The sequence below is a fragment of the Massilia sp. DJPM01 genome, assembly GCF_030348125.1.
Classification (GTDB): domain Bacteria; phylum Pseudomonadota; class Gammaproteobacteria; order Burkholderiales; family Burkholderiaceae_D; genus Telluria_A; species Telluria_A frigida.
In genome coordinates this window covers 167,909-182,208 of sequence record NZ_JAQOZV010000003.1, presented here as the reverse complement: position 1 = coordinate 182,208, position 14,300 = coordinate 167,909, and the positions used below count along the sequence as shown (strand labels likewise).

At 62.9% G+C, this 14,300-nt stretch carries 11 protein-coding genes; 8 read left to right on the top strand and 3 right to left on the bottom strand.

What is annotated here, in order from left to right:
- Positions 1–169: 169 nt before the first annotated feature.
- From PO883_RS03440 to PO883_RS03405, 8 genes are all read left to right on the top strand, one after another.
- Positions 170–1,243, top strand: a complete 1,074-nt coding sequence (locus PO883_RS03440; RefSeq protein ID WP_054265867.1) for a pilus assembly protein PilM — start codon at positions 170–172, stop codon at positions 1,241–1,243.
- Positions 1,243–1,896 carry a PilN domain-containing protein gene (locus PO883_RS03435; RefSeq protein ID WP_289308506.1) on the top strand — a complete coding sequence of 218 codons (654 nt, stop codon included), beginning with the start codon at positions 1,243–1,245 and terminating at the stop codon, positions 1,894–1,896. The genes PO883_RS03440 and PO883_RS03435 overlap by 1 nt, the downstream gene beginning before the upstream one ends.
- 18 nt (positions 1,897–1,914) lie before the next feature.
- Entirely contained in the window at positions 1,915–2,592 is a 678-nt protein-coding gene (locus tag PO883_RS03430; protein WP_187363455.1) for a type 4a pilus biogenesis protein PilO, read from the top strand.
- A complete protein-coding gene (locus tag PO883_RS03425) occupies positions 2,593–3,135 on the top strand; it encodes a pilus assembly protein PilP (protein ID WP_167092087.1) in 543 nt (180 codons plus the stop codon).
- A 47-nt stretch (positions 3,136–3,182) separates the two neighbouring features.
- Complete coding sequence (gene pilQ, locus PO883_RS03420; protein WP_289308552.1) at positions 3,183–5,339, top strand: type IV pilus secretin PilQ; 2,157 nt, start codon at positions 3,183–3,185, stop codon at positions 5,337–5,339.
- Between the two features lie 92 nt (positions 5,340–5,431).
- Entirely contained in the window at positions 5,432–7,540 is a 2,109-nt protein-coding gene (locus tag PO883_RS03415) for an Ig-like domain-containing protein (protein WP_289308505.1), read from the top strand.
- Positions 7,541–7,576: 36 nt separating this feature from the next.
- Positions 7,577–9,208, top strand: a complete 1,632-nt coding sequence (gene aroKB / locus PO883_RS03410) for a bifunctional shikimate kinase/3-dehydroquinate synthase AroKB (protein WP_373890028.1) — start codon at positions 7,577–7,579, stop codon at positions 9,206–9,208.
- A 1-nt stretch (position 9,209) separates the two neighbouring features.
- The gene (locus PO883_RS03405; protein WP_289308503.1) at positions 9,210–10,346 is read left to right on the top strand and encodes a deoxyguanosinetriphosphate triphosphohydrolase; all 1,137 of its coding nucleotides are present in this window, start codon (positions 9,210–9,212) and stop codon (positions 10,344–10,346) included.
- 30 nt (positions 10,347–10,376) lie between these two features.
- On the opposite strand, the gene mutY is transcribed toward PO883_RS03405, so the two are convergent.
- From mutY to mutM, 3 genes are read right to left on the bottom strand one after another with little or no spacing between them, the layout of a single operon-like run.
- Entirely contained in the window at positions 10,377–11,483 is a 1,107-nt protein-coding gene (mutY, locus tag PO883_RS03400; protein ID WP_289308502.1) for an A/G-specific adenine glycosylase, read from the bottom strand.
- Positions 11,480–13,414 carry a dynamin family protein gene (locus PO883_RS03395; RefSeq protein WP_167092075.1) on the bottom strand — a complete coding sequence of 645 codons (1,935 nt, stop codon included), beginning with the start codon at positions 13,412–13,414 and terminating at the stop codon, positions 11,480–11,482. Before PO883_RS03395 ends, mutY begins: the two co-directional genes overlap by 4 nt.
- A gap of 50 nt (positions 13,415–13,464) precedes the next feature.
- A complete protein-coding gene (mutM, locus tag PO883_RS03390; protein WP_289308501.1) occupies positions 13,465–14,298 on the bottom strand; it encodes a bifunctional DNA-formamidopyrimidine glycosylase/DNA-(apurinic or apyrimidinic site) lyase in 834 nt (277 codons plus the stop codon).
- Between the last annotated feature and the right edge of the window lie 2 nt (positions 14,299–14,300).

Here is a 14,300-nt window from a genome sequence, read left to right as displayed (position 1 = left end):
TACACGAGATCACGCTTATTGCTACGATTTAATGTACTGCCTTATGTATGGATGCTAAATGGCGGTTTTGTAACAAATTCCCCGCGTCGGGCACTTTCATTTTCGGTTCTGCAAGGCCCGTTTTGCAGCGTAAGCATTGATTATAGGTAGGTAAGGGAGTACGGTCTTGATGGTCAATTTAGGTTCCTTGTTCGGTCAATCCAGGCCACCTTTGCTCGGTCTGGACATCAGCACGTCCGGCGTCCGGCTGGTTGAACTGGTCGTGGTCGGCAAAAACGAGCTGCGTCTCGAACGCTACGCGTCCGAACCGTTCCCACGTGGTGCGGTTGTCGACGGAAACATCGAAAATATCGAGCAGGTGTCGGAGGCGGTGCGCCGCGTCTGGAAGAAAAGCGGTACCCGCGTCAAGCTGGTCGCGCTCGGCATGCCGCCGGCCTCGGTGATCACGAAAAAGATCATCCTGCCGGCCGGGATGTCCGAAGACCAGCTTGAAGTGCAGGTGGAGTCCGAAGCGAGCCAGTACATTCCCTTCGCGCTCGACGAGGTCAGCCTCGACTTCGACGTGATCGGACCGGCCGCCAATTCGATCGACGACATCGACGTCATGCTGGCCGCTTCGCGCAAGGAAAAGGTCGAAGACCGCGTGGCGATTGCCGAAGCGGCCGGCCTGACCGCGGTGGTGATGGATATCGAATCGTATGCGGCGCGCGCCGCGCTCGAACGCGTGACCTCGCAGATGAAGGGTTCCGAGGGCCAGATCGTGGCGCTGTTCCAGATCGGCGCCCAGGTCACCCACATTTCGGTCATGCTCAACGGCGAAACCATTTACGAGCGCGAGCAACCCTTCGGCGGCAACCAGCTGACCCAGGATATCGTGCGCTCGTATGGCTTGTCGTTCGATGAAGCCGACGCCAAGAAGAAAGCGGGCGACCTGCCCGACAACTTCCAGGCCGACCTGCTCGCTCCCTTCCTCGAAAACGCGGCCCTCGAAGTGACCCGCGCGATCCAGTTCTTCTACACCTCCACGCCCTACACCCGGATCGATCAATTGTTCCTGGCTGGCGGCTGCGCGCTGATTCCAGGCCTGCTCGACATCGTGGCAAGCCGTACCAAAATTTCCAGCGCGGTGGTATCGCCGTTCAAAGGCATGTCGCTGGGCCCATCCGTGCGCGAGCAGCAATTGCGTACCGAGGCCCCCGCCTACCTTGTTGCCTGCGGGCTGGCCCTGCGGAGGTTTGGCTGATGATCAGAATTAACTTGCTTCCCCACCGGGAAGAAAAGCGCAAGCAAAAGAAGAGTGCCTTTGTCGCCCTGATGGCCTTGTCGGCCGTGCTCGGCGTGATCGTGGTGATGGCGGTCGGCGGTTACAACGCGCGCCGCATCTCGATCCAGGAGCAGCGCAATGGCGTGCTGAAAGCGGCCATCGTCGAACTCGACAAGAAAATCGTCGAAATCGCCGCCCTGAAACAGGAAATCGAAGCGCTCAAGGCACGCCAGCAGGCGGTCGAAGACTTGCAGGGCGACCGCAACCAGCCGGTCTATCTGCTCGATGAACTGGTTCGGCAGACTCCGCAGGGCGTCTATCTCAAGTCGTTCAAGCAAGATGGCCAGCGCGTCACGGTGGGCGGTTTCGCCCAGTCGCAGGAACGGGTTGCCGAATTGCTGCGCAATATCGCCGGCAATTCGCCATGGCTCGAACGCCCCGACCTGACCGAGGTACGCGCGGTGCAACTGGCGCAGAGTAAAACCGGCAAGAAAGTCGTCGAGTTTTCGCTGAACCTGTACATCAAGCGTCAGCGCGAGAAGGATGAAGCGCTCAAGCCGGGCCAGAAACCGGCCGCCGGCGCTGCCACCCCCGCCACCGGCTCACCGGTACCCGCGAAAGCGGCCCCCTAGCCAGATCGGATTGAAAGAATGAATATAGACCTGAAATCGCTGGGTGGCTCGCTTAGCTCCCAGTTCCAGAACCTGGGAGACCGCCCGCCGGGACAATGGCCGATCGCTCCGCGCATCCTGTGCGGCATCGGCGTCATGGCGGCGGTCATCACGGCCGGCCACTTTTTTTACTGGAGCACCCAGTTCGAAGAGTACGACCAGCTGGCCGCCACCGAACTGACCCTGCAGGGCGAGTACAAGACCAAGGTCGCCCAGGCGATCAACCTCGATGCCCTGATCGCCCAAAAGGCGCAGGTGGACCAGTATGTCGAACGCCTGCAGAAGCAATTGCCGAGCAAGGCTGAAATGGCGGCCCTGCTGTCGGACATCAACCAGGCCGGCGTCGGCCGCGGCTTGTCGTTCGACCTGTTCAAGCCGGGCCAGGTGGTGGTGCGTGATTACTACGCCGAACTGCCGATCGACATCAAGGTGACCGGCACGTACCACGACATTGGCGCATTCGCCAGCGACATGGCCAACCTGCCGCGCATCGTCACGCTCAATAATATGGCCCTGACCACCAACAAGGATGGCGGCCTGGTGCTCGAAGCGGTTGCCAAGACGTTCCGCTACCTCGACCCCGAAGAGGCGAACGCGCAACGCAAGATCAAGGCCGACCGCGACAAGAAGGCCAAAGATGGCAAAGGGGCCGCGTAAATGAACACCACACGAAACAGCCTCGCGCTGCTGATCTGCGCGGGCCTGCTGGCAGGCTGCGGCGATAGCGACGTCCAGGAAGTCAATGCATGGATGGACCAGACCAGGAAGGAAACCAAGGTCGACGTTCCGCCGCTGACCGAACCGAAAACCTTCGTCCCGTTTGCCTACAGCACTGCCGGAGAAATCGACCCGTACGACCCGAACAAGCTGCTGGCCGAGCTGGCGCGCGCCGCCAACGGGGCCAACAATCCGCTCAAGCCGGACGAATCACGGCGCAAGGAACCGCTCGAAGCCTTCCCGCTCGACACCATGTCGATGGTGGGCAGCATGAAGTCGAAAGGCGTCACCTACGCGCTGGTGCAGATCGACAAGACCATGTACCACGTCAAGCCAGGCGACCGGGTGGGCCAGAATTTCGGCATCATCACCGGCGTGAACGATGAAGCAATCAGTATCAAGGAAACGGTCCAGGACGCCGGTGGCGAGTGGATCGAACGTCCCACCAAGCTAGAGTTGCAGGAAAGTAAGGAGAAGAAATGATCGCACTGAGAATGAATGGCACCGCCCTCATGGGCGCGGTGATCCGCATGGGCGCATTACTGGCTCTGGCCCTTGGCGCCAATAGCGCCCTGGCGCAAGACAACGCGATCGAATCGATCACGGCCAACCAGCAGGGCTCGAACGTGGTGGTGAACGTGGCGATGAAAACCGCCCCGACCAAACTGCCGATCGGCTTTTCGATCACCAATCCGACCCGCATCGCCCTCGATTTCGGCGCCACGGTCAATGCCACCGGCAAGACGGCCCAGGACGTGAACCTGGCCGACGTGCGCGGCATTAACGTGGTCCAGGCCGGCTCACGCACGCGCCTGGTGCTGAACCTGAAGCGTCCGCTCAACTACGCTACCGCCATCGACGGCAAGTCGATCATCGTCACCATCGATGGTTCCGGCGGCGTGGCGCAAGCGGTCGACAGCGTCGGCAAGCCGGTGCTCAACGGCGCTTCGTCTTCCTCCGCGCCGGCCGTGTCGGACCAGGCTGGCAAACGCCAGGTCCTGCGCGACCTCGACTTCCGCCGCGGCGCCAATGGCGAAGGCCGGGTCGTGGTCGACCTGCCGAACAGCCAGGTGGCGGTCGACGTGCGCCAGGTTGGCAACACGGTGGTGGTCGATTTCATGAAAACTGGCTTGCCGGAAACCCTGCGCCGCCGTCTCGACGTGACCGACTTCGGCACCCCGGTGTCGCAGATCACGACCGTGCCCCAGGGCGACAATGTGCGCATGACGGTGGAAGCGCGCGGCCTGTGGGAACAGACCGTGTACCAGAGCGACACCCAGCTGGTCATCGACGTCAAGCCGATCAAGGAAGACCCGAACAAGCTGACCCAGGGTACCCAGGGCTACCGCGGCGAGAAAATCTCGTTCAACTTCCAGAACGTGGAAGTGCGCGCCGCCCTGCAGGCGATCGCCGACATCTCGGGCCTGAACATCATCACCAGCGATTCGGTGAGCGGCAACCTGACCCTGCGCCTGAAAGAAGTGCCATGGGACCACGCGCTGGACGTGGTGCTGCAGGCCAAGGGCCTGGACATGCGCAAGAACGGTTCGGTGCTGTGGATTGCACCGAAAGATGAACTGCTGACCAAGGAAAAGCTGGAACTCGAACAGCGCGCCCAGATCGCCGATCTCGAGCCGCTCAAATCGGAAATTTTCCAGCTTAACTACCAGAAAGCGGAATCGTTCCGTATGGTGTTTGGCCTGAATGCCGACGGTACGCCAATGCCCGACAGCGAGGGTAATCGCACCCGCATCCTGTCCAAGCGCGGCAGCGCCGTGATCGAACCGCGCACCAACCAGCTGTTCATCACCGACATCGCCTCGAAGCTGGACGATTTGCGCAAGCTGATCCAGAAGACCGACATCGCTTCGCGCCAGGTGCTGATCGAAGCGCGCCTGGTTGAAGCCAGCGACGGCTTCAGCCGCAACCTGGGTGCCAAGATCGGCTTTGCCGACCTGCGTACCTTTCGCGGTGGCGATTCCGGCTATTCGTACCGCGGCAACGAGCGCGTCGCCCTCAGCGGCAACCTGGTCGGTGTCGGTCAAACCACCGGCCAGGTCAAGGATACCCCCGATAGCTACAACAATACCACCATGCTGAACCTGCCTGCCGCCAACATCGGCGGCAACCCGGCCGCTACCCTGGCCGCCAGCCTGTTCTCGGCTGCCGCCAACCGCTTCCTGAACCTGGAACTGTCGGCACTCGAAGCGGACGGCAAGGGCAAGATCATTTCCAGCCCGCGTGTGGTGACGGAAGACAAGAACGTCGCCGTGATCGAGCAGGGTGTCGAACTGCCGTACGAAAAATCGACCAGCAGCGGCGCCACCTCGATCGAGTGGAAAAAAGCCAATCTGCGTCTGGAAGTGACACCGCAGATCACGCCTGACGGCAACGTTGTGCTGGAAGTGAACGTCAACAAGGATTCCAAGGGCGAAGAAACCAGAGCCGGCTTTGCGATCAACACCCAGCACGTGCAAACCAAGGTGATGGTCGAAAATGGCGGTACGGTCGTGCTGGGCGGTATTTACCAGCAAACCGAAAGCAGCCAGGTCCAGAAGGTGCCGTTACTGGGCGACCTGCCGGTCCTGGGCTATCTGTTCAAGAAAACCTCGCGTACCAACAACAAGACCGAACTGCTGGTCTTCATTACCCCCAAAATCGTCGCAGACCGTCTGTCGACGCGCTAACACCCGAATACATTTAATCAGGACTTAACATGCTGCCCACTTATTTACAACGCGCTTTCGCGAACCCAGTTCGCCTGCTGACCTGCGTTTCCATGGCCACGGCCCTGGCCGCATGCGGCGGCGGCGGAGGCTCCCCGGGCGGGACTTCCTCGACCACCACCCCAGGCACCACCACGCCGGGCACCACCACGCCGGGCACGACGACGCCGCCGGTGCCGGCCGAGCCGAAAATGACGCTGCAACTGGTGGACTCCACCGGTACGCCGATCACCACCCTCTCGGGTGGCCAGACCGGCCAGGTCAAGGCCACCGTGCTCAACGCCAACGGCAGCGTTGCCGTCAACGAGGTCGTCAAATTCAAGACCGACGACAAGCTGCTCCAGTTCACACCGGAGTCGGCTTCCGCGCTGACCAATGCGTCGGGCGTGGCGATCATTACCGTCAAGCCGGCCAGCGTCCTGGCGGCCGGTGCCGTCACGATCGGCGCCACCGTGGTCGCCGGCGGCAAGAATGCGGAAGCGAATATCAACCTGGAAGTGGGCGCAGCTCCCCTGACCCTGGGCACGGTCGGATTCACGCCTGAGCAAACCGACATCCTGCCGGCGTTCGGTACCGCCGTGCTGACCATTCCGGTGACCACCGGCGGCGTCGGCGCCACCAGCGTACCTGGCCTGACCATCAATTCCCTGTGCGCCGGCGACGGCACCGCATCGCTGGTCCTCGGCTCGCTGGCGGACGGCAAGCAGCTGGTCACTTACACCAACAAAGGTTGCCTGCGCGTTACCGATACCATCACGGTCACGCTCGGCACCACCACGCAGACGATCAAGATCAACGTCGGCAAGGCCAATATCGGCACCATCCAGTTCGTCGGTTCGGACTTGAACGGCAGCTCGATCGTCTTGCGCGGTTCGGGCGGCTTGGGCCGTAAGGAATCGGCCATCCTGACTTTCCGCGTGCTCGACCAGAACAGCATCGGCTTGCCGGGCGTGGACGTGACGTTCAAGACCACCACCAGTACCGGTGGCCTGATTGTCCAGCCAAGCAAGGCAACCTCGGATGCCCAGGGTAACGTCACCACCACCGTCGCCTCGGGTACCATTCCGACGCCGGTGCGCGTGATTGCACAAGCGTCGCGCAACGGCACCACCATCAATGGCCTGTCGGACAGCCTGATCATCTCGACCGGCCTGCCGATCCAGAAATCGATGTCGCTCAGCGCCGACAGCTACAATATCGACGGCATGTTCTATGACAATTCGGTCGCCAAAGTCACCGTGATGTTGGCCGACCAGTACGGCAATCCGATTTCGGACGACACCGCCGTCAATCTGGTCACCGAAGGCGGCGCGATTGCATCGCCAGAACAAGGCGGTTGCCGCACCAAGGGCGGCGGTTGCACGGTCGACCTGAAAAGCCAGGCCTTCCGTCCCAAGAATGGCCGCGTCACCGTACTGGCGTATGTCCAGGGCATCGAAAACTTTACCGACGTCAATGGCGACGGCCAGTACAGCTGCACCAATTTCGAGCAGGTGCAACCGGTCGAACCGGGCACCCCATACCGTCCGCTGGTCGACATCTGCAAACTAGGTTCTGGCGAGCCGTATTCGGACCAGGGCGATCCTTTCCTCGATGCCGGCAGTGCTGACGTAGTGCTGGGCAATCCGGCAAAAGGCAGTACGCTCGACGGCAAGTACGATGTGCCGCGCGCCGATTTGCCGTTCCCTTACAACCATCCGGTCTACACCACGGTGGGCAACGGCCAGTGGGGCATCAACTACATCTGGAAAGAAACCGAGATCGTCTTCAGTGGCGACGTACCGACCTTCACCCGCCAGGTATTCGATCCGGCCACCGGCACCCTGCGCGACTGGACCTCTGCCGACGGCGATCCGTACAAGATCGTCGGCCTGTCTGGCGTTGGTTGCACGAACCAGAGCTTGTATTTCCGCGTCGCCGATGAAAACAACAATCCGCTGCCAAGCAGCACGACGGTTGGGACGGGCGACGTCGACAAGGTTGCCCCGGGCCTGCCATCGCCTAGCGCGGTTCCCGCGACCAACCGCATTGGCGGCACGGAGCACTCTGTCAACATCAAGCGCAATGAGCTCTGCAGCGATGGTGAATTCGTGATCCGCACCACGACGCCACGCGGCAAGTCGGTTGCCTCGCAGGTGTTCAAATCGGTTCCGGCCAAGTAATCATTGAAATCGGAAAATATCTTCCTGGTAGGGCTGATGGGCGCGGGCAAGACGACGATCGGCCGCATCCTTGCCAGGAAGCTAGGTAAACGCTTTATCGATTCCGATCACGAGATCGAGGCCCGTACCGGCGCCACGATCCCGTGGATTTTCGAAATCGAAGGCGAGGCGAGCTTTCGGCGCCGTGAGGCCGAGGTCATCCGTGACCTCACGGCGCAGGACGGTATCGTCCTCGCCACCGGCGGCGGGGCCGTGCTCGACCCCGCCAGCCGTGCCTTCCTGAAACAACGCGGCCGCGTGGTCTACCTGCGCGCCAGCGTCAGCAGCATCATGCTGCGCACCACCCACGACAAAAGCCGGCCCCTGCTGCAGACGGCCGACCCCCGCAAGAAACTCGAAGAATTGACGGCCCAGCGCGAGCCGCTGTACCGCGAGATTGCCGACCTGGTGATCGACACGGGCCGACCTAACGTACAATCGATGGTCCAAACTATTCTGACGCAACTGTCCGCGCTCGGCCCAGCCGCCGCGAGAACAGGGCGCGGGCCATATATGCAACCATCGCAAGCATCAATCAACGAACAATCCCGGATTTTCCTCAACGTCGACCTGGGCGAACGCAGCTACCCGATCACCATCGGTGCCGGCCTGCTGTCCGATCCGGCGCTGCTCGAGCGCCATATCGCCGGCCACAAGGTCGCCATCGTCACCAACACCACCGTGGCCCCGCTGTACCTTGAGCGCGTGGCCGCGCCGCTGCGCGCCGCCGGGCGTGACGTGCTCGAAATCATCCTGCCCGACGGCGAACAGTTCAAGAACTGGGATAGCCTGATGACCATCTTCGACGCCCTGCTGGAGCACAAATGCGACCGCAAGACCACCCTGGTGGCACTGGGCGGCGGCGTGATCGGCGACCTGACCGGGTATGCCGCCGCCAGCTACATGCGCGGCGTCCCGTTTGTGCAGATGCCGACCACCCTGCTGTCGCAGGTCGACTCCTCGGTGGGCGGCAAGACCGGCATCAACCACCCGCTCGGCAAGAACATGATCGGCGCCTTTTACCAGCCGCGCGCCGTGCTGGCCGATACCGCTTCCCTCGAGACGCTGGCGCCGCGCGAACTGTCGGCCGGCCTGGCGGAAGTGATCAAGCATGGCGCCATCATCGACGCCGAATTTTTCGACTGGATCGAAGCGAACATCGGCAAGCTGATGGCGCGCGACCAGCAGGCGCTGGCGCACGCCATTTCGCGTTCCTGCGAAATCAAGGCCGACGTGGTGCGCCAGGATGAACGCGAGGGCGGCCTGCGCGCCATCCTCAACTTCGGCCACACCTTCGGCCACGCGATCGAAGCGGGCATGGGCTACGGCGCCTGGCTGCATGGCGAAGCGGTCGGCTGCGGCATGGTCATGGCGGCCGACCTGTCGCACCGCCTGGGACTGGTCGACGCGGCCACCGTGGCGCGCATGCGCGCATTGGTGGCCGCCGCCGGCCTGCCCACCGTTGCACCGGATCTCGGCACCGAACGCTGGCTGGAACTGATGGAGGTCGACAAAAAGAACGAAGGCGGCGCCATCAAGTTCATCCTGCTCAAGCCGCTGGGCAGCCCGAACATCACCAGCGCCCCGCGCGAACAATTGCTGGCCACCCTGGCCGCCTGCGTCGGCTGACATGCATCCCGAAGAGCACCTCGCCCCGTACGCCGTGCACTCGGAGACGGCGCGCGGGCGGCGCCATGCCGAAACCTCGCATGCCTCGCGCAGCCAGTTCCAGCGCGACCGCGACCGCATCATTCACTGCTCGGCCTTCCGCCGGCTCGAATACAAGACCCAGGTCTTCCTCAATCACGAGGGCGACATGTTCCGCACGCGCCTCACCCACAGCCTGGAAGTGGCCCAGGTCGGGCGCTCGATGGCGCGCAACCTGCGCCTGAACGAAGACCTGGTCGAAGCGCTCGCGCTGGCGCACGACCTGGGCCACACGCCGTTCGGCCACGTGGGCCAGGATGTGCTCAACGAATGCATGCAGGACCACGGCGGCTTCGAGCACAATCTGCAAAGCCTGCGCGTGGTCGACGAACTCGAAGAGCACTACGGCGCCTTCGACGGCCTGAACCTGATGTTCGACACGCGCGAGGGCATCCTCAAGCACTGCTCGCTGGCCAACGCCAAGCTGCTCGGCCCCGTGGCGCAGCGCTTCATCGACCGCACCGAGCCCTCGCTGGAAGCGCAGCTGACCAACCTGGCCGACGAAATCGCCTACAACAGCCACGATATCGACGACGGCCTGCGCTCCGGCCTGATCACGATCGCGCAGCTGGAGGAAGTCGACTTTTTTGCGCGCCGCTGGCACGATGTGCAGAAGGCGTATCCGGGCTTGTCGGGCCGGCGCGCCATCTATGAAACGCTGCGCCGCCTGATCACGGTGCTGGCCGACGACCTGATCGAAACATCCGGCGTGCTGCTGGCCGAAGCCGCGCCGGCCGACACCGACGCGGTGCGCGCCAGCGGGCCGCTGATCCGTTTTTCCGACCCGATGCGCAAGGATGCGACGGAACTGAAGCGCTTCTTGCGCGCCAACCTGTATCGCCATTTCAAGGTGAACCGGATGCGCGTGAAAGCGAGCCGCATCGTGCGCGAACTGTTCGACGCCTTCATGGCCGAACCGGTGCTGCTGCCGCCCGATTACCAGCTCGGCACGGGCGACGCCACGCGGCAGGCGCGCAAGATCGCCGACTACATCGCCGGCATGACGGACCGCTACGCGATCCGTGAACACCGGCGCATCTTCTCGCTCGACGACTTGTAACCAGTCGACTTGTAATCAGTCGATTTGTAACTAGAACAGGGACGGCGCGGACAGCTCCAGCAGCAGCTTCTTGACCGGCGCCGGCAGCGGTGCGCTATCGATGCGCGCCAGGTCCCACCACAGATAGGGCGCCGCCAGTGGCGAGCGGCGCGACAGCGCTACCTGGAACGGCGCGATGTGCAGCCGGTAGTGCGTGAACACGTGCACCAGCGGCAGCAGCGCCGACACCTCTTCCACCTCGCCGAAGGCGCTGGCCACGGGTGCCACCGCATCGATGCCGAGCGCGCCGCGCACGGCATGGCCATCGACTTCCGGCAGCGACATCAGCCCGCCCCAGATGCCGCTCTGGGCGCGCTGTTCGAGCAGCACCTGGCCGCCCTCGATCACCAGCAGCAAGGCAGCCTGTTTTTCGGGAATGGTCTTTTTCGGTTTGCGCACCGGCAGTTCGGCCGTGCGTCCGGTGGCGTGGGCCACGCAGCGCTCGCGCAGCGGGCAGCGCGGGCAATCGGGCTTGCTGCGCGTGCACAGCGTCGCCCCGAGGTCCATCAAGCCCTGCGTATACGATTCGATACCCGATTCGATACCCTCAAGCGGCAGCAGCGCTTCTGCGCGCCGCCACAAGCCATCTTCGACCGCTTTCACACCGGGGAATTCATCGATGCCGAATACGCGCGCGAACACGCGCTTGACGTTACCGTCCAGGATCGCGGCGCGCCTGCCGTTTGAGAACGCGGAAATGGCCGCCGCCGTCGAACGGCCGATGCCGGGCAAATCGGCCAGCAGGGCCGGATCGATCGGGAACAGGCCGCCGTATTCGTCGACCACGCGTTTGGCGCAGGCATGCAGGTTGCGCGCGCGCGTGTAGTAGCCAAGACCGCTCCACTGCGCCATCACCTCTTCCGATGGTGCCGCCGCCAGGTCGTGCAGGGTAGGGAAGCGCTCCAGGAAGCGCGCGTAGTAGGCCAGCACCGCAGCCACCTGCGTTTGCTGCAGCATGATCTCGGACAGCCAGATGCGGTAAGCGTCGCGCGTGTTCTGCCACGGCAGGGCATGGCGCCCGTGCGACTTCTGCCAGTCGATGACGGCAGCGGAAAACGAGGGGTCTTCCAGCTGCCCGAACTCGGTCAGTCTTTTCACGCAGCCGCTTCGAGTGCCGCCGCCGCGCTGCGTTGCATGGCCGATTCGACGTTGCCGGCCAGCTCGTTCAAACGCGCCTTGACCTTCTCCAGCGCGAACTGGCTGGCCTCGAACGATTCGATCTTGGTTTCCAGGCTGTCGGTCGCATCGTGGATGCGCTGGATCGACGCCAGGCGGTGCTTGAGCTGGTCCTTGTGCTGGCGGATCTGCGCTTCGAGCGGCGACATGATCACCTTCAGCCACGCTTCCACGTCGCCGTTGGCCGCGCGGTAGCTGCGCCGCACGCGCGAAGCGATCGAGTCGAAAAAGCGCTCGATCACGGCATCGCGGCTGGTGATGAGCAAGGTCGTGGTGCCGAACTGCTTGACGTAGACCTCTTCGATGGCGTCGACTTCCTTGCGGTATTTGTCGAGCGAAAGCGTCATCGGCACCGCCAGGCTCAGGCCATGTTCGGCGGCGAATTTACGGTACATCATTTCCATCATCTCGCTGATCTCGGCGATCTTGCGGTTCGACAGATCGAGATTGGCGCGCGCCTGGTCGAAGAAGTGCTTGACCGGGCCGCGAATGCCGGTGGTGACGAAGCGCGATGCGGCCATCGCTTCGCGCACGGCGGCGATTTCCTTGTGCACGATGTCCATGCCGAGCGTGGTGTACAGCTCCGTGGACAGGCGCGCGAACACGGCGCGCGTGCCCTGCAGCTTGAACAGGCTGCCGTCGAATTCCTTCTTCTCGACTTCGACCCGGCGCATCATGTGCGCGATCACGCCCTGGTTCTTGCCGCGCAGGCTTTTCAGTTCCTGCAGCTGCTCGACGATGTCGCGGATGCGCGCGCCGATGGTTGCCTGCTGGATCCCGACCACGGCATTGAGATCGTCCGAGAGCTGCTTGCGGATGATGTCCTGCTTGGCCGGAATCAGTTCGTTGAACAGGGCCGCTTCCAGCGCGCCCAGGCGGCTTTTCTCGAGCAGCGCCATGTCGCCGTTGATCTTGCCGACCAGGGCTTTTTGGGCCGACACCGGGAACACCTGGCGTGGTTCGAGGGCCAGCATGTGCGCCACGGTGGTTTGCTGGCGTTCGATCTCGGCGTCGTTTTCCTCTTCGGTCTTGAGCTCATCCCACATCGCGTCGATCTTGTTCATGACCACGATGCGTCCGGCGCCGGCGCCGATGTGCGTGCGCCAGACTTCGATGTCGCTCTTGGTCACGCCGGTTTCGGCGGCCAGGATGAACAGCACCGCGTGCGCGTTCGGAATCAGGTTCAGGGTCAGTTCCGGCTCGGTGCCGATCGCGTTCAGGCCAGGCGTGTCGAGAATGACCAGGCCTTGTTTCAGCAGCGGGTGAGGGAAGTTGATGATGGCGTGGCGCCACAGCGAAATTTCGATCTCGCCGTTATCGTCCAGGGTGGCGGCAACGTCCGGGTCGGTCTCGTCGAACAGGCCGTAGCGCTTGGCTTCCTCGACCTTGACATGCTTGGTCATGCTGACCTGCTTGAAGGTCTCGTGCATTTCCTCGCCGGCGTCGAGCGCCAGCGGCAGCACGGTCCAGGCGGCCGGGTCGTCGCGGTAATCGCTGGTCGACAGGTTGCTGGCGCGCGTTTCGATCGGCAGCAGGCGGATGCACGGCGGGAAGGCCGGGTCGTACATCAGCTCGGTCGGGCACATGGTGGTGCGGCCGGCCGCGGACGGCAAGATGCGCTGGCCGTAATCGGCAAAGAAAATCGCGTTGATCAGTTCGGATTTGCCGCGCGAAAACTCCGCCACGAAGGCCACCGACAGCCGGTCGTCGGCCAGGCGCGCCAGCGCGCGCGCAATGCGCTGCTCCGTTGCCGCGTCAGCCAGTTCGGCCGCGTTGACCCACATCTGATACTTTTCCAGCGCCATGGCCACGTCTTGACGCCATGCGCTGTACTGCTCAAAATCTTGCACCATTATGCTCACATTGCCCTCGCGTACAGGTTCTTGCGAATCCTGCTCGATTGTCATTTTTGACAATTTACACAATAAAAAGTCGACCGCTGTCCCTGCTTGATCTGACGAATCTCTGCCCCACAGTTGCGGCAAGGCACTCCAGCACGATCATAGACGAAATATGTCTGTTGGAAATAGCCCGATTGCCCATTTACTGCAATAAAGTCACGTAAAGTGCTGCCCCCTTGCACAATAGCCTCAGACAGGATAAGGCGGATCGCCTCGGCCAGCCGGTTGTAGCGTTCCCGGCCGATGCGCGCGGCCGGCGTTTTCGGGTTGATTCCTGCCCGAAACAGGCTCTCGCAAGCGTAGATATTGCCCACGCCCACCACGATATCGCCGGCCAGCAGCACTTGCTTGATCGGCGCCGAGCGCTTGCGCGTTGCGCGGTACAGCAATTCGCCCGAAAAGCCGGCTTCCAGCGGTTCCACGCCCAGGCCGCGCAGCAGGATGTGCTGGTCCAGTTCGCCATCATCGCCGGGGTGCCACAGCACCGCGCCGAAGCGGCGCGGATCGTTCATGCGCAGCACCTGGGGGCCGGCATCGCCCTCGACGACCAGGTCGAAGTGGTCGTGTTTTTTCACTTCAGTGTCCAGCGGCAACACGCGCAAGTGGCCGGACATGCCCAGGTGGATGATCAGGGTGCCATGATCGAAGGCGATGAGCAAGTATTTGCCGCGCCGTCCCGTGTGCAGGATGCGCTGCCCGGCCAGCAAATCGGACAAGCCCGGCGGAAACGGCCAGCGCAATCCTTCCCTGCGCATCAACACGCTATCGACGATGCGGCCATCGATATGCGGTGCGACGCCGCGGCGGGTGACTTCGACTTCGGGCAGTTCAGGCATGT

Bases quoted from the DNA above. Each gene is read 5' to 3' on its own strand.
- PO883_RS03440 (WP_054265867.1), top strand. From the start codon at position 170: ATGGTCAATTTAGGTTCCTTGTTCGGTCAATCCAGGCCACCTTTGCTC.
- PO883_RS03425 (WP_167092087.1), top strand. From the start codon at position 2,593: ATGAACACCACACGAAACAGCCTCGCGCTGCTGATCTGCGCGGGCCTG.
- PO883_RS03415 (WP_289308505.1), top strand. From the start codon at position 5,432: ATGGCCACGGCCCTGGCCGCATGCGGCGGCGGCGGAGGCTCCCCGGGC.
- mutM (WP_289308501.1), bottom strand. From the start codon at position 14,298: ATGCCTGAACTGCCCGAAGTCGAAGTCACCCGCCGCGGCGTCGCACCG.
- PO883_RS03395 (WP_167092075.1), bottom strand. From the start codon at position 13,414: ATGGTGCAAGATTTTGAGCAGTACAGCGCATGGCGTCAAGACGTGGCC.
- PO883_RS03435 (WP_289308506.1), top strand. From the start codon at position 1,243: ATGATCAGAATTAACTTGCTTCCCCACCGGGAAGAAAAGCGCAAGCAA.
- aroKB (WP_373890028.1), top strand. From the start codon at position 7,577: ATGGGCGCGGGCAAGACGACGATCGGCCGCATCCTTGCCAGGAAGCTA.
- PO883_RS03405 (WP_289308503.1), top strand. From the start codon at position 9,210: ATGCATCCCGAAGAGCACCTCGCCCCGTACGCCGTGCACTCGGAGACG.
- pilQ (WP_289308552.1), top strand. From the start codon at position 3,183: ATGGGCGCATTACTGGCTCTGGCCCTTGGCGCCAATAGCGCCCTGGCG.
- PO883_RS03430 (WP_187363455.1), top strand. From the start codon at position 1,915: ATGAATATAGACCTGAAATCGCTGGGTGGCTCGCTTAGCTCCCAGTTC.